This window comes from Sphingobacteriaceae bacterium (assembly GCA_002319075.1).
Lineage (GTDB): Bacteria > Bacteroidota > Bacteroidia > B-17B0 > Aurantibacillaceae > Aurantibacillus.
The window spans coordinates 5395137-5414162 of record NVQB01000001.1 but is presented as its reverse complement, the minus strand read 5'-3'; the positions used below and the strand labels follow the sequence as shown (position 1 = coordinate 5414162).

The window sequence follows — 19026 nt, the reverse complement described above, 5'->3', positions numbered from 1 at the left end:
AATTATTTTTTACAAGAGTTGGTTAAATTTCCAGTTTAATAGTCACTTACTAATCATCTGATTCAGAGTTTCTTAAATTTTTTCGGCAATAGCGTAGGGGGCCCTTTGAAAAAATAATTGATTTTGATCATAATTCTTTTTGGGGGTAAGCACCGCTTTTTCCGTCATAGAAGAAACAATGTCCTTTTTTATAAAAAACTAAGCTAAATCACACAGGCATGAAAGAAGAATTACTAAAACTTTACCAGGACAGACAACTTAATTTTAAAAATGTAATAGGAACTTTTCCGGGAGATGATCTTGCCGGACCTTTCCTTATGTCGCCTGCACAACACTACCGCAAACAAAAGAAACCTTTATTAATAGTTGGACAAGAAACCAACGGCTGGACTTATCACGTTGATGAGATTCAGAAGCAAATGGACACTTACGAGGAATTTGAAGTAGGAAAAGGTTTTGATTCTACCACTTTTTGGAATGTAACACGTAAGGTGGAAAATGCCTTAGGTAATGAACCTCATTCCTGCGCCTGGACTAACCTGAGTAAGTTTGATCTTTACGGTGGCAAATCTTACGGCAAGTACGAAAAAGTTATTTCTTCAGTAGATAAAATTCTTTTAGATGAGATTAAAATAATTAATCCGAAAGTATGTTTATTTTTTACAGGCCCGGATTTTGACATGCGCTTAAAGAAAGTGTTTGAAGGTGTGCAATTTGAAGCTATAGGCGATTGGAATGTAAAACAATTCTGCCGTTTAATTCACCCTGAACTTCCTGAATACAGCTTCCGTTCGTATCATCCAAAGTCTTTAAGATTGCGTCGTCTTGAAAATGACCTTCTTGATTATCTCACTAAAATGGAAGTTAACTAAATTAAATCAGTAACATTTTGATAGCTATCAGGTAACCCAACTATGAGCACTCTTTCAAAAAATATAATTTTTTACATAACCATTGTAGAAAACGACAAAACAGACCATACTTTTTTAAGAAAAGTAATTCACAGTGTTGTACCAAACGCTATTGTAGATTCAGTTTACAACGATGATGAAGCATTGCAATATTTCAATAATTGTTCGGCGCTTCCGCATCTCATCTTTCTTGATCAGAACATGTTAAGCGTTTCAGGCAAAAGTACAATTGAATTAATTAAGAGAGCAGATGGTCTTGAACGAGTGCCTATCGTATTTTTAACCAACAGTTCTAACACGTTTCAAAAAACCGATTTTGTTAAACAGGGTGGCGACCATTATTATTCAAAGCCTTTCGGGGCTCAGGATTTGGTGAATATTGTGGGATCGCTGAACAGCACCTGGTTAGCATAAATAAAAAAAAGTAACAAATGATGAATTCTGAAAAAAAGTATTCAGTGCTTATAGTAGAAGATGATCCGGGCGACCAGTTCTTATTACAAAATGCCATTGCAGAAATAGATCTCACTATAAATGTAGACGTGTTGCACACAGGTCGCCAGGTTGTAGAATTTCTTTTAAAAGATCAGGTATATCTTGATTTAAACAGGCAGGAAGTTCCCGATCTTATTATAGCTAATGTAAAAGCAGATTTTTTCTGGCTTGAAGATCTGAAAGAAATCAGGAAGCACAGAGCATTTAATGATATCCCTATTTATTTATTTTCATCCTACGAATCAGAGCTTTTTAAGAATAAAGCCATAGAACTGGGAGCTACCGGTTTTTTTAAAAAACCCTATACCTTTTTCGATCTAAAATATATTCTCAACTCTATATTGGGGCAGAACGCCGCGTAATTTTTTAATGTGTGTTTAGTTAACCACAAGGAAGCTTTGAAAAGAGCTTCCTTTTTTATTTCCCAAAGTTTCTAAAGTGTTTTTTCCACCACCACTTTTTGTACTAATTTTAAATAGTATTTATGCTTAAAACTGACTATTATTTAAATCCTGACGTTGTTTTCCTTGCCAGAGATCTTATTGGTAAAACACTTTGCACACGTATTAATAATAAATTAACCTGCGGCATCATAACAGAGACCGAAGCCTATGCCGGCATAGTTGATAAAGCGTCGCACTCCTATGGCGGTCGCAGAACGAACCGCACAGAAACGATGTATAGCAAAGGTGGGGTTAGTTATGTGTACCTCTGTTATGGCATCCATCGCCTTTTTAATATCGTTACTAATGCCAGGGATGTTCCGCATGCCATTTTAGTCAGGGCTATTTATCCGACAAAAGGCTTAGAGGAAATAGTCAAACGTCGTGGTCAGAAATTTTCGCCGGCTTTATGTGTTGGCCCTGGCAAAGTTTCACAGGCATTAGGTATAGATCTCATACACAATAATGTTTCTTTAACGGGAAAAGAAATATGGATACAGGATGATAAAATAAAAATAAAAGAGCATGATATAAAAGTAGGTCCGCGCATAGGCATTGATTATGCCGGCGAAGACGCTAAGTTGCCTTACCGTTTTTGGACCACGAATTATGATTTTAATAATTAAGCGCTACCAGGCCTGCAGGTGGAATTCTATTCCGAGGCTTACTAGCTAAGAGCTTCTTGCACAAAATAACAAATAACAAATAGGTTTACTGTATAAACTTAGTGAGTTTTTGTTCGTACTTAAGAATAGTACTTTGACTTAAGCCAGAGCATATCTCTGGAAAAAAACCTACTTTTGCAAAAAAAATTAACTCATTGTTTTCATGAAAAAATCCCGACATTTTCTATTACCCTTAGTTTTATTCTTGATTGGTAAAATAAGCGTTGCTCAAATTATTACTCAAACGCTGTCTTATACCGGGGCAAGCCAAACCCTTGCAATTCCGGCCTGTGTTTCCCAGGTTTCCATTACTTGTTATGGCGCTAAAGGCGCCAATGGAGTAGGTACAGCTTCTGGCGCAATAGGCGGAACTGCCGGCCTTGGCGCTATGGCATCTGGAGTTTATTCATTATTTGCTTCAGGCATTACTTTAAATGTTTACGTGGGAGGAGCTGGTACAGGTTCTGTGGGTGGATTTAACGGTGGGGGTTCAGGTAACAGGGGTCCATCAGGTGCAGGGGGAGGAGCCAGTGATATTCGTGTTGGAGGAACTGGATTGACTAATCGTATTATTGTAGCTGGCGGCGGCGGCGGCGGCGGAAATGCCGGTTGTGCTTCATCAGCGATTAAAGGAGGTAATGGCGGATCTGGCGGTGGCGGTAATGGCACCAGTGGCAATAACAGTGTTGGAGGCGGTGGTGGTCAAGGTGGTAATGGCACTAGTGGCGGCGCTACAGGTATAGGGTGTTCTTTTGCTTCCGGTACGGTTGGCGTTAACGGTACTTCTGGCCAGGGCGGCAGTGGCGGAAATGGGCCTTCTATTTGCGGTGCTTTTGTTAGCGGCGGCGGTGGTGGCGGTGGCTACTTCGGCGGCGGCGGTGGTGGCGGCGGTTCAGCCGGCACTGTAAGTTGTACCCTTAATGATCAGGGCGGCGGCGGCGGCGGAGCAGGTGGAACAAATTATTTCTCAGCGGCTATCACTAACACTTCCATTTCTGCGGGTGTAAATAATGGTAATGGGTATGTTGTCATTTCTTATTCTGTTAGTCCCGCTCCCACGATTTCAGTTAACAGTGGCTCTGTATGTTCTGGCAATTTTTTTGTAGTGAGTCCTTCAGGGGCTAACTCTTATACTATATCTGGAGGTTCTTTTACCGTTAATCCCATGACTACCAGTTCTTATTCCATCACGGGAGATTTGTCGGGGTGTCCCGCATCTAATACAGTGGTGTCTAGTGTTAGTGTTTTTATAACCCCTACCATTTCCGTTAACAGCGGCTCTATATGCAGTGGTTCTGTTTTTACACTAACGCCTTCGGGTACTAATTCGTACAGTATTCAGGGAGGATCTGCAACTGTTAGTCCCCTGGTTAACTCTACTTATACTGTATCGGGATTGAGTAGTGAGGGCTGCGCGAGTAACACGGTTACCAGCACGGTGAATGTAACACTGACGCCAGTTGTTAGTGCTGCCACTACACAAACACTAACTTGTAGTTTAACCACCATTACTCTTAATGGATCAGGAGCATCTACTTATACATGGACTGGCCCCGTTATTGTTTCAGGTTCAACCAGTGCAAATGCTATGGTCGCTTCTGCCGGTACTTACTCTTTGATTGGTAGTTCAAACGGATGTACTTCTTCTGTAACAACAGTTGCTGTGACTGCAAATACAGTAGTACCAACCTTGTCAATATCTTCCTCAACCACTACCTTGTGTGAAGGTAACACTGCTACATTAACCGTTGGTGGGGCTGATAGTTATACCTGGAGTACAACTACACAATCCACTTCTATTTCTGTTTCACCCACCAGCACAAGTAGTTATTCGGTAGTTGGGACAAATTCAGTGGGTTGCACAAACACAACTGCTGTAACCGTATCGGTAAATCCAACACCATCTGTTGTTATTTCAGGCGGAAACCAGGCTCTTTGTTCAGGTAATTCTGCAACTTTAACTGTTTCGGGAGCCTCTTCCTATTTATGGAATACCAGTACGACATCAACAGTACTTACCATAACTCCTGCAACAAACTCTGTTTACAGTGTAGTTGGAACAAGTGCTTTTGGTTGCACGAATGCCGCTGTTACAAGTATTACAGTGAATACTACTCCTACAGTTTCTATTTCAGCTTCCAGTACAAGCATTTGTTCAGGAAATGCTTCAAGTTTAACGGCTTCCGGAGCATCGTCTTATTTATGGAGCACTTCTGCTACATCTTCGGCTATTTCTGTTTCTCCAGGTTTAACCTCTAGCTATACGGTTATTGGAACAAGCGTAGAGGGCTGCACGTCAACAGCTGTAAAAACTGTAACGGTGAGTTTAACACCAAGCCTTTCTATTGCAGCTACCCAGGCTACACTTTGCTCGGGAAATACCTCTGACTTAAGTGTTACGGGTGCCGTTGTATATCTCTGGAATACGACCTCCACATCGTCGGTAATTTCAGTTTCACCCCTTACTAACACCACATACACCGTAGTTGGTGTTAGTGCTGAAGGCTGCACAAATACTGCAGTGGTAACCTTAACAGTGTATCTAACGCCTACCGTAACAATTGCCGGTGGAGGAATTTTTATTTGTTCAGGTAATAGCACAAGTCTTGCTGCGCAAGGCGCTCCATCTTTTAGTTGGAGTACAGGTGAAATAACATCAGACATTTCGCCTTCGCCAAATGTGACTTCAGATTATACTGTTACAGGTATTAGTAGTGAAGGTTGCACGGCCACGGCTATTGCGAACATTAGTGTGAATGTTACGCCAACCGTTACGATTAATACTTCTTCTTTTAATCTTTGTGAAGGAAACTCTCTTAACTTGGCAGTAACAGGTGCAGGCAGCTATTCCTGGAGTACGAATTCCACCCAGCCTGTTATTTCTATCACACCTTCCATTACAAGCAATTACAGTGTTGTTGGTAGCAACCCTGATGGTTGCGCAGATTCGGCCTTTGTTACTATTACGGTAAATCCTAATCCTACGGTTACTATTGCCGTTGATAACACCTTAATTTGTGCAGGGGAAACACTTCTAATGAGTGCTTCAGGAGCACAATCCTATTCCTGGACAAATGGAGCCGGCACTGCTAGCATTAACGTAAATCCTACCGCAAATACTAGCTTCTCAGTGATAGGGTTTAGTGCGCAAGGTTGCACATCTACAGCCGTGCAATCTATTAGTGTAAATGCTTTACCTGTGGTAACCGCCTCAACCAGTTCAACTTTAATTTGCTCTGGCGAAACAGTGACCTTAGTTGCAACCGGGGCAGATAATTACATGTGGAGCACTGCTTCTGTAAATTCAGATATTGTAGTTTCACCTTTGCTTACAACTACCTATACGGTTGTGGGAACAAGTACCCTTACTTCGTGTAAGCTGACTGTTTTTATTACACAGAATGTTTCTGAATGTACCGCTCTGGCGGATAGAAATTCTGATTTAAATATCAGTTTATATCCAAATCCTACCAACGGACACTTTATTGTAGAAGCAAACACCGATGCAGATCTAACTGTTAGCAATCTGATCGGGCAAATTCTTTATTCTGAAAAACACATCGCAGGGAAATCGGCACTTAATTTAACAGACCTTCAGAACGGGGTTTATTTTCTAAACCTTAAAACGGAAGGTAAATCCTATCAGCAAAAATTTATTAAAGAGTAATTCTTTCTCTGCAGTTTATAAAATCCGGGACCTCGGTCCCGGATTTTTTTTGTTTCGAAATGTGCAGAAAAAAATCCGATACTCTAGTCCATTCAAACACTTAGTGAAGGATGACTTTTCTGCTTTACTGGTGACCCCGCGGAGGATCGAACTCCGGACCCGTTGATTAAGAGTCAACTGCTCTACCAGCTGAGCTACGAAGTCATTTCAAGACTGCAATGTTAGCAATAATTTTATTTCATTTCTTTAAAAGGTATGCCCTGTAGCTATAATATAGCTTTATTGTTTGCGGAGATTAATGCGCTTATTATCCGCAAATTTGCGGAGAATAGTTTTTTAGTTGCGGAGAATAAACCGTATATTTACCGCAATTATGCGGAGAATATATCTTTATCAGCAACTTGACTGGCCTCATTTTACTTGGGACAATGATAGTCTTTTGGTGCTCTTGTCTTCTGTAAGGCATAAGCAGGGCAGGTTAAAAGGCTATATGGACGCGCTTGGTTTTGCACTAAGAAAGGAAGCAACGTTACAAACGCTTACACAAGATGTACTTAAGTCGAGCGAGATAGAGGGTGAAATGCTGAATTTAGATCAGGTGCGTTCTTCTTTAGCGCGTAAACTAGGGATGGATATCGCCGGCCTGGTGCCCGCCGAGCGTCATGTAGATGGTGTAGTAGAAATGATGTTGGATGCTACGCGAAACGCCCAAAAAAAATTAGATACTGAGCGCCTTTTCGGATGGCATTCGGCATTGTTTCCTTCGGGAAGAAGTGGTATGCATAAGATCGTGGTGGGCAATTGGCGCGATAACGAGAAGGGTCCAATGCAGGTGATATCGGGCGCGATGGGAAAAGAAAAAGTGCATTTTGAAGCTCCTGATTCTTCTCAATTAAAAAAAGAGATGCGTTTGTTTTTTAACTGGTTTAATTCAGAGAAGAAACTCGACCCTGTTATAAAATCTGCTATCGCCCATTTATGGTTTCTAACCGTGCATCCTTTTGATGATGGAAATGGTCGCATAGCAAGGGCTATAGCGGACATGCAACTGGCTCGTGCCGATGGAGATGAGCAAAGGTTTTACAGCATGTCTGCACAAATACGTCTTGATCGCACCGCCTATTATGCCATGCTTGAAAAAACACAAAAGGGTACACTTGATATAACCGCCTGGTTGCTTTGGTATTTAAATTGCCTTGATCGTGCTTTAAATGCTACCGATGGGAGTTTGAAAAAGGTGATGGGTAAAACACAGTTCTGGGACAAGCATCAGAAAACAGGCATAAATGAACGTCAGCGTTTGATGATAAATAAATTATTTGAGGGATTTAATGGCAACTTAACGTCTACCAAATGGGCTAAAATAGCCAAGTGCTCTACAGATACAGCTTTGCGCGATGTAAATGATCTCATAAAAAAGAAGATCCTCAAAAAAGAAGAAGGGGGTGGACGCAGTACGAGTTATATATTAAAGCCGTAATATCCTGTTAAAAAAGCTGTTTAAAATCAATTTTCTTTTTAAGAACGTGTTATAAAGAAACACCGTTCTTTACTTACAAATCATGGACAAAAGAATTAAAAAGCCAATCGGACATTTTTTTATGTTCGTGATCATTATTTTTTTGATCGCGATTATTTTTATTACCGTGGGATGGGCAGCAAATAAATTGCTTGACAACGATAAACCGCTTACGCTTGACGATAAGAAAAAGCGTTTAAAAACAGTTGAGGACAAGATCATGGAACTTCAGGCAAAAAAAGAAGAAATGAAACGGAAAGAAAGGCAAATACTTCTTGTATCACGTTTCTTCATTGCTCTCACACTTTTACTGGCCAATTATTTTTACATGCAACATTACAAACTCCCCTTTGATCTTAAAAGGTCTTCGAATGAAATGTTGAGATTTAATTCGATGGTTCTTCTGGTATATTCTTTTATTGCCTTTGTGTCTTATGGCACACCGGCAAAATTTGTAGACTCTCTCAAATCTCTGATCACGTCACTGCTTCAAAAATTTAGTATTGATACTTATAGTCAATTTGAAAAACTTCTGAATGAAAGAGCAGTGTTGCTGACAGAAATTGACATTGAAGAAAAACAGTTAAAAAATAACCTGCTTTCTAACCGCCCCACGGTTATGAGCTATCAACACTAGATTTTAATGCAGGGTAAATAAATCTTATGGGTAATGGTTTGTTAGAGCAGGGCGTTTAAACCCATCAGGCAGGCAAAAACTCCCATAGAAAAAATAAAAACGTAAAGGCCAATTCCTTCACAATACACTAAAGATTGCTGAGGCTTACTGGGATTTACAAAAATAAATAAGTCGTCATTAATTTTAGCTAATCTTTGCTCCGCATCCGATTTCATCATGTTTACTTGTCCGCCTGTTAATTCAATAAGATAGACGGTATCTCCATGGTAAATTTTATCATTAACCAAATAGCTGTATTCGGCTTTTATTCCATAGGGTGCCCTGGAGGTTGAATGCCTGGAGTGAAGAATTAGTTCTTTGGAACTAAGAGAAGCCTGAACGCGCTGCCATTTTTTTACCTGTAAATAAAGACGGATCATTTTTACACTCATCCATAAACAGCCGGCCGCAATCACAAAGGCAAATATGGAAGTGAGGTAATTCATACTAATTTTTCTTTAATATAAATTCAACTCTCCGGTTTTTTCGACGACCTTCTTCTGTTGTATTTGTATCTACAGGTTTGGTACTTCCGAAGCCCTGATAGCTTATGTTTTCAGAAATCACCCCCTTGGCAATGAGGTAATCTGCTACGGACTTTGCGCGGTTAAGAGAGAGTTCCATGTTCTTTTTTTCTTCACCTGCGTTATCGGTGTGACCATAAATCTCCATCCGAAGTTTAGGATTGGAGGCCATGTGAGAGGCAATAGAATTTAGTTCAGGGTAGGAGAGAGGAGATAGAACAGCTTCACCAGTTTTAAAAGTAACGTTTCTGAATGCCAGTACTTCTTCATATTTTTCCTTGTAAAGATTGTTGAGCGTATCCGGCTCTATGACTACTGTCTCTACACTGTCTTGCGGAAGATTCGCGAAATAAGGATTTTCAGGCGCTTCGGTTGTGTCAATCACTTCAGGAATAAACTGGTGCAAACTTACATCATCAATATAATAATAAGCATCGCGCTCCATGCCCTTGTAGATGGGTGAACTGAAGCCCTGTGGCACCGTGTTGCCTGTGCGGAATAACTTGCGGAGGTTAAAGCTGCCAATCAGTAGCGTGTTCTCGCCACCCTGCGCTTTGTAACGCACTTTTAATTCGTGCCAGCCATCCGTATCTGTGCCAACTTCTTCTTCAAGTGGAATCTGAAGAGGACGAAGAGAGGTGATAACATCCGAGTTTTCAAATTTCACTTTGTCGTTCAGGAAACAAATGCCGAGCTTATCCACTGCAAGCGGTGCGTAATCAGCCAGACTCACGTACATGGTTAATTCGTATTCTTTGTTTTTTTCGAGGCGACTGTTGAGTGTTGTTTGCAAATATTCGCGGTAATAGCCGTGCGAGACTGCAAAAATGCCTGCATAGCATGTGCCAGTATGGGCTTCCTGCTGTCCCATGCCATTTTTAGGAACGTTAACGCGGGAGATCTTTTCCTGTTTCTTAGTGCATTTGCAAAACAAATCGGGAGTTGCCCTATTCGGTGAGTTCCATGCGGAAGATATGGATATGGATGAAAAATCCAAAGGAATAGTGGAATTGAATTCGAAGCTGGAATCAGGAACAAGGTTTTGTGCTGAAGAATGAAATAGGGAAGCCAGTAAAAATATACAGAGTAAAGTTTGTCTCATTAATTCGCTAAAGTATCTGCTATAATACACTTTTTTTTATTTGTTACAGGTATTTTTCATGAACAGCTTTTAATAGAGTATAAACGGATGAGGTTCATGGAATGCCTGGCTATATTGAATAGACGGATGCAAACTCAAATGGCAGACTATAAACTAAGAGCATGGCAAAGATACCATCTAAAGTTTTTCCGGCATTTAGTCGCCAGTATAGAAAGAGTGGGTTATAGCACAATCCATTGTCTTTAGAGAGACTCTTCAGGAATGATTTTCTTTGGAAATGAAACGGTATCCGACCCCAGATTCTGTAATTATGTATTTCGGCTGGTTTGGTTCTGCCTCGATTTTTTTGCGCAATTGATTTACGAACACCCGGAGGTACTGAGATTGTTCGATGTAGCCGGGCCCCCACACTTCTCTCAATAGATACTGATGTGTCAACACGCGTCCTTCGTTCCTGATCAAGGTGGTTAGCAGATCGTATTCTGTAGCTGTGAGCTTAATAATTTCACCCTTCTTTTTTACCAGGCGAAGTTGAGGATCTACATCCAACTCATCTAAAGCAAGCGGTTTAAAAAGAGGAGGAGTGAGTGAAAAACGTAACAGAGCCCGAAGTCTTGCCAGTAACTCGCCCGTACGAAAAGGTTTTACCAGGTAATCATTTGCGCCATTGTCCAAAGCTTTCACAATGTCTTCTTCTGCACTTTGCACAGAAAGAATAATAATGGGTTTGGTGTACCATTCCCTGAGTTCTTTCAAAACGTCGTGACCGCTTTTATCGGGTAAGCCAAGATCTAACAGGATGAGATCAGGATTTATATTTTTTGCTGCTCTTAATCCCTCCTGTGCCGTTAGAGCTCCGGTGACTTTAAAATCATTGGTTTGCAGAGTGATCTTCAGCAGCTTTTGAATCTGCGCTTCATCGTCAATAATCAATATTTCTGCGTTGTTCATTTTATCACGCAGGCGTTACAAATGAAAGTTCTGAAGGAATTTCTATTGTGAAAATTGCACCACCATCGGTCTTATTCTGCAGTGTTATCTTCCCATCCATCGCTGTAACAAACCCTTTTACTATTGAGAGTCCCAGGCCGGTTCCGCCAGTACCGGAATGTTTAAGCTTGTAAAATTTTTCGAAGACTTTTTCTTTTTCAGTTTCGGGGAAACCATTTCCGGTATCTTCTACTACCAACACAAGTTTTTTGTCTTTGCAAAATGCGCGGATTGTGATGACAGCGTGTGTCGGAATGTAGGTAACAGCATTGTGAACCAGGTTGTGAATTACTTGTGAAAGCAAACCGTAATCAAGTTTAAAAAGCGGGGTATTCTCATCCACAGCAACGTGTACAGGTTTATCTTTGACAGTATCCTCCATTTGATTCAGTACATCGTAGATTAATTCCTTTATATCGAACCAATCGGTTTTAGGTTTGATAAAACCAGACTCCAGCCGGGACATGTTTAACAAATTTCCTACCTGACGATTGAGTTGCATGGAAGCCTTTGAAATTTCGGAGACCAGCTCATATTTATCAGATTCCGTTAATTTTTTGGACATCGTCTGAAGATTGTCTGTAGCGCCAATAATTGTAGAGATAGGAGTGCGCAGCTCGTGTGAAAGTGAATTGAGTACAGTGTTATAAAGTTTTAAGGTATTTTCTTTTTCTTCTTTATTTCGCACTTCTGTTTCCATTTGCCTGATCTTAGAGGTTAAAACAGCGTTTACCATGGCAATAACAAAATACATCAGAAACATTAAATTGTCTTCTGTGCCACGAATTGCAAGTGTAAATTTGGGTGGTATAAAAAAGAAATTCCAGGTAAGAGCGCTCAATACCGCTACCAGCAAGACGGGCTTCATATCAAAAAACATAGCGATGATAGAAACGCTCAGCATCAAGATCAAAGCAACAACCCGGTAACCTACAAAGTCTGATAAAAGATAACAGCAACCGGCAATAACAAAAATAAACAGCAAGCTGAAAATGTATTGTTTGCTTAAACTTAGTTTGCGAAAGAGAAATCCGTCCATATGGCTTTAATGTTACAAAGATAAAGGGAAGCTGATAAAGATTTAGGGTAGAGGGTATAAAGATTATTTAAAGACGGATTGTAGGATTTAGGGTTGTAATGTGTTTGTAATTAGTGTATTCTGCATTTTAACTTAAACTGTTACGCTAAATTAATTCCTCGCAGCATTGAGTTGTTTGCTTTGTGCTATTTGAAAGTGCCGGTAAGAATTATTAGCCAAATCGCGACAAAGCCTATTTTTTTAAGGGTTGTGAGCAAAATAACTCAAATTTAATTAGCCTGCCAACCCTACTGGCACTATGTAGTTTTAGATAGCCTCATTAAATAAAATTTTCGTTTTATTTTTTTGTAATACCAAACAAAAGCCTAAATTTGCAGCCTGATCATGAAATGCCTTTGTGGCGGAATTGGTAGACGCGCTGGTCTCAAACACCAGTGAGAAATCGTGTCGGTTCGAGTCCGACCGGAGGTACATATAAAAGCAGAGAATTTTTTCTCTGCTTTTTTTATTATGAGCAAATACAAAACAGGAGAAGGAAAGAGTAGGTTAAGGGTAATTGTGGCCGAACTGTGTCAAAAGATGCGCCCGCCTGCCGACGCGCAAGGCTTAGCTTCGGCGGGCAGGCTGGTCTCAAACACCAGTGAGAAATCGTGTCGGTTCGAATCCGACCGGAGGTACCGCAAAGCAGAAAAGCTCTTTCGTTAATACGGGAGAGCTTTTCGCTTTATGGTTCGCGCATAAAGTTCGATAATTTCAAAGTGCGGGGTACATATAAAGCAGAGAATTTTTTCTCTGTTTTTTTTTATTTTTAGCAAATGGTATATGTATACGCTATAAAAAGCCTTCACCGCAACTACATTTATGTTGGTCAAACGGAAAATGTCCTCCTTCGGTTTCATCAACATAATAATAGAGAAGAAAAAAGTACAAAACCATATTCACCATTCCTTTTAATTTTTTCAATGCAATGTGATGATAGAATCGAAGCTCGCAAATGGGAAAAGTTTTATAAAACAGGAGAAGGAAAGAGTAGGTTAAGGGTGATTTTGGCCGAACTGTGTCAAAAGACGCGCCCGCCTGCCGACGCGCAAGGCTGAGCTTCGGCGGGCAGGCTGGTCTCAAACACCAGTGAGAAATCGTGTCGGTTCGAGTCCGACCGGAGGTACAAAACGATTAAATCAGATTTAATCGCATCAAATCACCGCTAAGTTGATAAAATATCGCTTAGCGGTTTTTTATTCCCTATCTCTTAAAATAGTTCCCAAATTGGGAACTATTTAATGTTTTTGCTTAACTTTGTAATCAAGATAAAGTTTGTGAGAATTATTGCTAAAAAAACATTAGTACTATTTTGGAAGAAACATGAAGATTGTGAACAACAATTAAAATCATGGTATGAGGAAACTGCAAATGCAAATTGGGTATCAACGAAAGACATTAAAATCAATTACCCTAGTGCAAGTTTTTTGAGTGATAATCGCGTAGTATTTAATATCAAAGGCAATTCGTACAGACTTATCGTAAGAATAAATTATAAATATAAAATGGTTTGGATCAGGTTTATTGGGACTCACGCCCAATACGACAAAATAGATGCCGAATCCATTTAAAATTAAAAATCATGAACATAAAACCTATAAAAACTGAAAAAGATTATCAAAAAGCTTTAACCCGGCTTGAAGAGATTTTTGATGCTCGTCCTGGAACTTCGGAAGGAGATGAACTGGATATTCTTGCACTTTTAATAGAGCGTTACGAAGATGAACATTATCCGATCGAAGCGCCAGACCCTATAGAAGCTATTAAATTCAGAATGGAACAAATGGGTTACAAACAAAAAGATCTGGAAAAGATAATAGGCTATAAAGGCCACGTGAGTGAAATTTTAAATAAGAAGCGTAAGCTGACTTTAGAGATGATTCGTAATCTTCATGAAAAATTAAATATTCCATTAAATGCGTTGATTCAGGCATATTGATTTCTTAGTAAGTTTTCTTAACACTCTAATTGCTTGGAAATCATCTAAAAAGTTCGATAAATCGTACCCTCCGGGTGCGTAAAGCAGAAAAGCTCTTTCGTTAATACGGGAGAGCTTTTTGCTTTATGGTTCGCGCATAAAGTTCGATAATTTCAAAGTGCGGGGTACATATAAAAGCAGAGAATTTTTTCTCTGCTTTTTTTATTGTTAGCAAATGGTATATGTATACGCTATAAAAAACTGATCATGCGCGAATGCTTTGGGAAGAAAATAAAGTTTGATTGTAGTGCAGATGCTAAGCCTGTAATTAGCTTTCTATAAACGCCTTTAACCGAAAGCGGTGTTAACCTGTATTTGTTTCTGGCTTAAAGATAAGTGTGCCGGCAGAGCTTTAGAAAGTGGATAAAAAGGCGATAGCTTTTTGGCTCGTCTGCGTCTGATAGCCCCTGAAAGGATAATAGGAGTGCTGCCTTCCTTCACTTTATCATGAGATTCTTTAAACAACCCGGCTATGAGCAGAATATCATAGAGGCAAAGATTTTCGCTTATTTTGAATTCCTTTAAAAGTGCCTGAGCCTGACTTGTCTGCATCCCTTTCATAGGGTCGCGCTTTCCACGAAGGGATTCCTTATCGTTATCTGCGAGCAGGCGCATCAACTTCATGAGGCGGTGGTAAAGGGTTTTGTCTTTATAACCGGTGTGTCTTATTACCAGGCGGCGGATAGTAGACGCAGCCCGGGCACAGGCTGTGAATTCTTCGCTGTTCTCTCTTGACCGAACAAATGCCGGTGAGGTTTTGAATTGTTTCCGCTTTGGCCCGCCTTTGGACCTTACCAGCCAGCCAAAGACGCTTTTGTAGAAAGAAATACCATTTACAGTACCTGAGAGTTTTATATCACCGACCTGAAATGCCATATACAAAGATAGCTGGAAATTGGATGAAAAATTTGACGAATGAGTAAGAGTGTATTGACCTCTGAGGGAAGGTGTATGAGAAGCTGAGTGAATGGATGTGTTTTATACTAAAAGACGGGATATGTACGGGGTAAGTAGGGAGTATTGTGCAAGGAACCAGGGAGTTGGTATAAAGCTTGTTAATTACAGCACTCCTTTTGAGATCGATCGTTTCCATAAGGCGGATCACACAAAATTAAATCAATGCTCTTACTATCAATTAACGGCATAGCCTGCAAGCAACAAGAATTATAAATCGTAATTCTTTCTAACATAGGATAAAAGTTGTTAGAGATCCTTAAATAAATGCGAACAATTGTACCTGGCGAACAACCCATCTATGGTTTGCATTTCACCTTTTCCAAATTTTTGTTCTTCTGAAAAGTACTTTCGGCCGTGTTTCATTATAGAAAGAAGTGTGTAACAATCTAGCCGGCAGAGTTTATTTCTTAGAATGGGATATAAGGAAAGAATTATTCTTACATCATCGAATGCTTTGCGATGTTTAACAGGAACGCGATTAAAATAAATGGATTTGGTAGTGGAGTTTAAAAGTAAATCTAACTTATGCGAAGTGCTGCGCAACAGTTCTTTACAGGTGTAGTGGGTAATGTAAATGCTTTTGCCTTTTTCTATTTCGTAGTCAAAAGGTTTGTAAATGTAATGGAATGCAGCTTCTTCTAAAGGACTTAGAACATGCTGTAAAATTTTACGGGATTGAGCAGATTTTAAAGAAGATAGATCTCCTTTTTCGAGTGGCATTAATTTCTTTTTCATAAGATTGATCTTTAGATGATTCGAAATCCGGAGATCGTGGCCTTATGAGCAATTATTTCAAATATAGAAGATTTATCTCTGAGTTCAAAATCCCAAAAATCGGGGATATGATTTCATTGGTTTTAGGGATTTTATTTAACAGCTGATTCCATAATATTGTACCATAAAAAGATTCAGATCATAAAAAACGACCTAAAGAAGCTCAAAACGGACGGTTTACCGCCCCTTTCATATAATTATCATAAACTATATTTGATTAAAAATAAACTCAACATGGCAGAATACAGAATATCAGGTGTGTGGAAAGATTCAAACAATGTGATTACACATTATGCTTTTCATACGGTAAGTGAAAATTCAATTTCAAGAGCGAGTAAAAAAACTAGGGCGGATGCAATAACGCTTTTGGAAACCAAAGGTAATAGTGCCACCACCTGGTTATGGAATTATACACAGGCAGGATGGAATATTGGTGAAACTGTTGAAGTTGTTAGTGGAAAAAACGGGAAATATCTTCGTTCTAACCCAGATAAAACATTGACCGACAATTTAGCTCACCTTATTGATTTTGACTGGATAGCGCCATAAAAGATAAGCTATGGATTTAGATAATTTCAAAATCGATTTAAAAATATTTAAAATCGACAGAAGCTTTTATGAATTAAGGGATAAATCCTTCGAGGATATTACCAATACATAAAAGAAAACCATATCAAAAAACTAAGACACAAGTTTGCGAACTTAGATTTGAAATTAGTTAACCCTCAAATAACAACACACGAGGATGGGGATTTCAAATTTTGGTCATATTGCTATAGACAACCAAAAGAGAAATTTTATTGGAAAGTGTTTTTGCCGGATGTATTAACACAAAATCAAAATTTTGATGTAGTAGAGTTTTCTTATGTGCTTTTTATTAAGTATAAATCTGAACTATACTGCGTTATTAGTGGAAGCGGAATGAGCGTGATCAAGAAATTCTTACATCCTTTGTTTGGTATAGAGATTTATCAAAGAATTGCGAGCCCTACTAACGATAATATCATAGAGTTAAACACAAGGAGTATTGCAAGCAATATTTCATATAAAAAAGAAACATACAATTTAAATCAAACAATTTCTGAAACATTAGTGTATTCTGATGTTCCCGTAAAAATAAAATTGAAGGTTCGAGATGAACTTAAATTGAAAGAATTTAAGAAATATAAGCTAGACGAAAAAATGTCTATTATGGAAGTTGGATCGTATTTCTATTTGAGAAAAAAAATAGATTTTGAAGATTTAAAATCTCTTATAACCGACTTAGATAAGATATATACTGATAATCCTCCGAAGCAACTTACTCTTTTTTCAAAAGTGAGCGATATTGATTTTTTGAAGCAGCTTGATGAACATCTTTTAGATTTAATTACAAACGATGTACAGATACATAACAATCCTTTGGCGTTAAAAAACTTTCAAAATGATATAATCGAAATTGTTCATCCATCGAAGCTTGAGAGGTTCTACGAATGCGACAAATTCGTCATAAGATTCAAATTTTCAAGGGGTAAAAAGGACTTAGAGATTTTTGAAAGAGGCGAACTGTATTTTAACGCTACCAAATACATATTTGAAAATGTTGAAGATATTGCCGATCGAGTTAAAATTAAGCAAGACATCTTTAAGTTAAATATTACTGGATTCGTTAATGATAAAGAAATAACATACGGTAATTTATTTTCTCATATTACAGCTGAAGTCGAGTTTAAAGCAAAAAAATATTTTAAAATAGATGGACACTGGTACATCTTGGAAGATGAATTTCTTGGTATAATGAATGAAGACGCCAAAGAATATTATAATAAGTACTTTTTAAAAGAAGACATCTTGATTGAATGGAACGATGAGGATGACGAGGACGCATATAATAATAGTTACAAAGACTTGGCCGACTATTACATACTAGACAAAGTGATTAAAGAAAACATTGAGTTATGTGACATCTTAGCCATTCGCGATAATACGGCATATTTTATCCATGTCAAAAATGGATTTAATGCGCAAATGCGCGATCTTTATATTCAGGTGATCTTGTCAGCAAAAAGACTATCAAATGATTTAAAAAATAATAAAGGCGTAAGCTATCTTAAAAGCACGCTTAAAGAATATAATAAGAGGAATGCCGACAAAAAAATAGATGTAACTGGTGTTGTAGAAAAAATTATTAAAAAAGAGCTAAATATTAGTTTTGTGATGGCATTTAAAAATAATCATTACAAAGGAGAGAAGATTATTGATCGAATAGATAAATGTAAATCGAATATTGCAAAGTACTCACTGGTACAGGTTGTGAAAGAGATGCAACAATTTAACTTCGGAATTAACGTGATTGATGTCTCCGATATAACCCATAAGTAAACTAGTTCGTAGATTTTGATCCTTATTTTATTAATTTTCTCTGTAACGCTCTTGAAACCCATAACTCAATATGAGTGACATTAAAACACAACTTCAACATTTGTACCTCTCTAAATGGTCAGCTTTTAAATCCGAGGTACTAAAACAAGATGGCGATAAGGATTTTGAACACCCTCATTTACTATCTGTATCCCCTGAATTTGAAGATCAATGGAATGCAGCCGACATACGTATAATGGTATTCGGAATTAGTACAAATGGTTGGGATACCAAAACAAAAATATATAATGTAGCAGATGAGCAAGGTATAAATGCACTAATGGACATGTATGAAGATTTTTATTTTAAAGGAGGTAATTGGCGTTATGGCAATGCGTTTTGGAATTACTTTTATGCTTTTCAGGAGTTATTGCAGTTTAATCTTAAGAAGGATATTAGTCTAATTTGGAATAATGTCTATAAGATCAGCCCTGAGCAAGTCGAACTAGAGCAAAGTCTCTTTAATGTTTCGGTAGAAGAGATTAAAATATTTAAACCGAATATTATTATGGTACTAGGAACGGACGCTAGTGATGTACTTCATAAACGTATTGATGGAAATACAGTAGATTGGAATGAGCACAAGAAGACGTATTTAGATCCCGATACAGAGAAAGAGAAGCTTTTATATTATTCTGTTTCCGGCGAAGAATATCCAATATTCAAGGATTTTCTTAAGAAGGTGTTTATTACTTACCATCCAAATGCGAGAGGAGAAGCGGGAATAAAGATGAAGTTGATGTTAGATGAATTATGCAGGGAATTAGCCAATTTTCGTAGATAAATAGAATCATAAGGTCGAAAAAGTTCGGTTTACCGCCCGTTTTTTGTCGTTCTTAAAATCTAT

At 38.5% G+C, this 19026-nt stretch carries 19 protein-coding genes and 2 tRNA genes; 14 read left to right on the top strand and 7 right to left on the bottom strand.

Features of this window, described 5'->3' with window-relative positions; all coding sequences use genetic code 11:
• The first annotated feature begins 218 nt into the window (after positions 1-218).
• The 5 genes from CNR22_23390 to CNR22_23370 all read left to right on the top strand — a co-directional run bounded on the left by CNR22_23390 (position 219) and on the right by CNR22_23370 (position 6181).
• Positions 219-872, top strand: a complete 654-nt coding sequence (locus CNR22_23390; protein ID PBQ34593.1) for a hypothetical protein — start codon at positions 219-221, stop codon at positions 870-872.
• Between the two features lie 42 nt (positions 873-914).
• Positions 915-1325: a hypothetical protein gene (locus CNR22_23385; protein ID PBQ34592.1), complete on the top strand. Its 411-nt coding sequence runs from the start codon at positions 915-917 to the stop codon at positions 1323-1325.
• Positions 1326-1342: 17 nt separating this feature from the next.
• Positions 1343-1768, top strand: a complete 426-nt coding sequence (locus CNR22_23380) for a hypothetical protein (GenBank protein PBQ34591.1) — start codon at positions 1343-1345, stop codon at positions 1766-1768.
• A 122-nt stretch (positions 1769-1890) separates the two neighbouring features.
• Positions 1891-2475 (top strand): 3-methyladenine DNA glycosylase, encoded by a 585-nt coding sequence (locus tag CNR22_23375; protein ID PBQ34590.1) that lies wholly within the window; start codon positions 1891-1893, stop codon positions 2473-2475.
• 202 nt (positions 2476-2677) lie between these two features.
• Positions 2678-6181: a hypothetical protein gene (locus CNR22_23370; protein ID PBQ34589.1), complete on the top strand. Its 3504-nt coding sequence runs from the start codon at positions 2678-2680 to the stop codon at positions 6179-6181.
• Positions 6182-6309: 128 nt separating this feature from the next.
• On the opposite strand, the gene CNR22_23365 is transcribed toward CNR22_23370, so the two are convergent.
• Positions 6310-6385 (bottom strand) — tRNA-Lys (locus tag CNR22_23365).
• Positions 6386-6563: 178 nt separating this feature from the next.
• On the opposite strand from CNR22_23365, the gene CNR22_23360 reads away from it, so the two are divergent.
• Both CNR22_23360 and CNR22_23355 read left to right on the top strand, forming a co-directional pair.
• A complete protein-coding gene (locus CNR22_23360) occupies positions 6564-7661 on the top strand; it encodes a cell filamentation protein Fic (protein ID PBQ34983.1) in 1098 nt (365 codons plus the stop codon).
• Between the two features lie 82 nt (positions 7662-7743).
• A complete protein-coding gene (locus tag CNR22_23355; protein PBQ34588.1) occupies positions 7744-8337 on the top strand; it encodes a hypothetical protein in 594 nt (197 codons plus the stop codon).
• A 41-nt stretch (positions 8338-8378) separates the two neighbouring features.
• Here CNR22_23355 and CNR22_23350 read toward each other — a convergent pair whose 3' ends face one another.
• From CNR22_23350 to CNR22_23335, 4 genes are all read right to left on the bottom strand, one after another.
• Positions 8379-8822, bottom strand: coding sequence for a hypothetical protein (locus CNR22_23350; protein ID PBQ34587.1), 444 nt, complete (start codon positions 8820-8822; stop codon positions 8379-8381).
• Position 8823: 1 nt separating this feature from the next.
• Positions 8824-10002, bottom strand: coding sequence for a hypothetical protein (locus tag CNR22_23345; protein PBQ34586.1), 1179 nt, complete (start codon positions 10000-10002; stop codon positions 8824-8826).
• Between the two features lie 255 nt (positions 10003-10257).
• Entirely contained in the window at positions 10258-10953 is a 696-nt protein-coding gene (locus CNR22_23340) for a DNA-binding response regulator (GenBank protein ID PBQ34585.1), read from the bottom strand.
• Between the two features lie 4 nt (positions 10954-10957).
• A complete protein-coding gene (locus tag CNR22_23335) occupies positions 10958-12031 on the bottom strand; it encodes a sensor histidine kinase (GenBank protein ID PBQ34584.1) in 1074 nt (357 codons plus the stop codon).
• Between the two features lie 391 nt (positions 12032-12422).
• On the opposite strand from CNR22_23335, the gene CNR22_23330 reads away from it, so the two are divergent.
• The 4 genes from CNR22_23330 to CNR22_23315 all read left to right on the top strand — a co-directional run bounded on the left by CNR22_23330 (position 12423) and on the right by CNR22_23315 (position 14009).
• Positions 12423-12502, top strand: a tRNA-Leu gene (locus tag CNR22_23330).
• A gap of 344 nt (positions 12503-12846) precedes the next feature.
• Entirely contained in the window at positions 12847-13128 is a 282-nt protein-coding gene (locus tag CNR22_23325; GenBank protein ID PBQ34583.1) for an endonuclease, read from the top strand.
• A 219-nt stretch (positions 13129-13347) separates the two neighbouring features.
• Positions 13348-13641: an addiction module toxin RelE gene (locus CNR22_23320; GenBank protein PBQ34982.1), complete on the top strand. Its 294-nt coding sequence runs from the start codon at positions 13348-13350 to the stop codon at positions 13639-13641.
• An 11-nt stretch (positions 13642-13652) separates the two neighbouring features.
• A complete protein-coding gene (locus tag CNR22_23315) occupies positions 13653-14009 on the top strand; it encodes a transcriptional regulator (GenBank protein PBQ34582.1) in 357 nt (118 codons plus the stop codon).
• A gap of 327 nt (positions 14010-14336) precedes the next feature.
• Here the strand turns inward: CNR22_23315 and CNR22_23310 are convergent, their stop codons facing one another.
• Both CNR22_23310 and CNR22_23305 read right to left on the bottom strand, forming a co-directional pair.
• Complete coding sequence (locus CNR22_23310) at positions 14337-14924, bottom strand: hypothetical protein (GenBank protein PBQ34581.1); 588 nt, start codon at positions 14922-14924, stop codon at positions 14337-14339.
• A gap of 327 nt (positions 14925-15251) precedes the next feature.
• On the bottom strand, positions 15252-15740 hold the full coding sequence (locus CNR22_23305; protein PBQ34580.1) for a hypothetical protein: 489 nt from the start codon (positions 15738-15740) through the stop codon (positions 15252-15254).
• 156 nt (positions 15741-15896) lie between these two features.
• On the opposite strand from CNR22_23305, the gene CNR22_23300 reads away from it, so the two are divergent.
• The 3 genes from CNR22_23300 (at position 15897) to CNR22_23290 (ending at position 18963) form a co-directional block, all read left to right on the top strand.
• Positions 15897-16328: a hypothetical protein gene (locus tag CNR22_23300; protein ID PBQ34579.1), complete on the top strand. Its 432-nt coding sequence runs from the start codon at positions 15897-15899 to the stop codon at positions 16326-16328.
• A gap of 84 nt (positions 16329-16412) precedes the next feature.
• Complete coding sequence (locus CNR22_23295) at positions 16413-18140, top strand: hypothetical protein (GenBank protein PBQ34578.1); 1728 nt, start codon at positions 16413-16415, stop codon at positions 18138-18140.
• A gap of 70 nt (positions 18141-18210) precedes the next feature.
• Positions 18211-18963, top strand: coding sequence for a hypothetical protein (locus CNR22_23290; GenBank protein ID PBQ34577.1), 753 nt, complete (start codon positions 18211-18213; stop codon positions 18961-18963).
• The last annotated feature ends 63 nt before the right edge of the window (positions 18964-19026 follow it).

Excerpts from the sequence above, each read along its gene's own strand:
- CNR22_23370 (PBQ34589.1), top strand. The coding sequence starts at position 2,678 with ATGAAAAAATCCCGACATTTTCTATTACCCTTAGTTTTATTCTTGATT.
- CNR22_23340 (PBQ34585.1), bottom strand. The coding sequence starts at position 10,953 with ATGAACAACGCAGAAATATTGATTATTGACGATGAAGCGCAGATTCAA.
- CNR22_23355 (PBQ34588.1), top strand. The coding sequence starts at position 7,744 with ATGGACAAAAGAATTAAAAAGCCAATCGGACATTTTTTTATGTTCGTG.
- CNR22_23375 (PBQ34590.1), top strand. The coding sequence starts at position 1,891 with ATGCTTAAAACTGACTATTATTTAAATCCTGACGTTGTTTTCCTTGCC.
- CNR22_23335 (PBQ34584.1), bottom strand. The coding sequence starts at position 12,031 with ATGGACGGATTTCTCTTTCGCAAACTAAGTTTAAGCAAACAATACATT.
- CNR22_23390 (PBQ34593.1), top strand. The coding sequence starts at position 219 with ATGAAAGAAGAATTACTAAAACTTTACCAGGACAGACAACTTAATTTT.
- CNR22_23305 (PBQ34580.1), bottom strand. The coding sequence starts at position 15,740 with ATGAAAAAGAAATTAATGCCACTCGAAAAAGGAGATCTATCTTCTTTA.
- CNR22_23345 (PBQ34586.1), bottom strand. The coding sequence starts at position 10,002 with ATGAGACAAACTTTACTCTGTATATTTTTACTGGCTTCCCTATTTCAT.
- CNR22_23310 (PBQ34581.1), bottom strand. The coding sequence starts at position 14,924 with ATGGCATTTCAGGTCGGTGATATAAAACTCTCAGGTACTGTAAATGGT.
- CNR22_23385 (PBQ34592.1), top strand. The coding sequence starts at position 915 with ATGAGCACTCTTTCAAAAAATATAATTTTTTACATAACCATTGTAGAA.
- CNR22_23350 (PBQ34587.1), bottom strand. The coding sequence starts at position 8,822 with ATGAATTACCTCACTTCCATATTTGCCTTTGTGATTGCGGCCGGCTGT.
- CNR22_23325 (PBQ34583.1), top strand. The coding sequence starts at position 12,847 with ATGGTATATGTATACGCTATAAAAAGCCTTCACCGCAACTACATTTAT.
- CNR22_23290 (PBQ34577.1), top strand. The coding sequence starts at position 18,211 with ATGAGTGACATTAAAACACAACTTCAACATTTGTACCTCTCTAAATGG.
- CNR22_23380 (PBQ34591.1), top strand. The coding sequence starts at position 1,343 with ATGATGAATTCTGAAAAAAAGTATTCAGTGCTTATAGTAGAAGATGAT.
- CNR22_23315 (PBQ34582.1), top strand. The coding sequence starts at position 13,653 with ATGAACATAAAACCTATAAAAACTGAAAAAGATTATCAAAAAGCTTTA.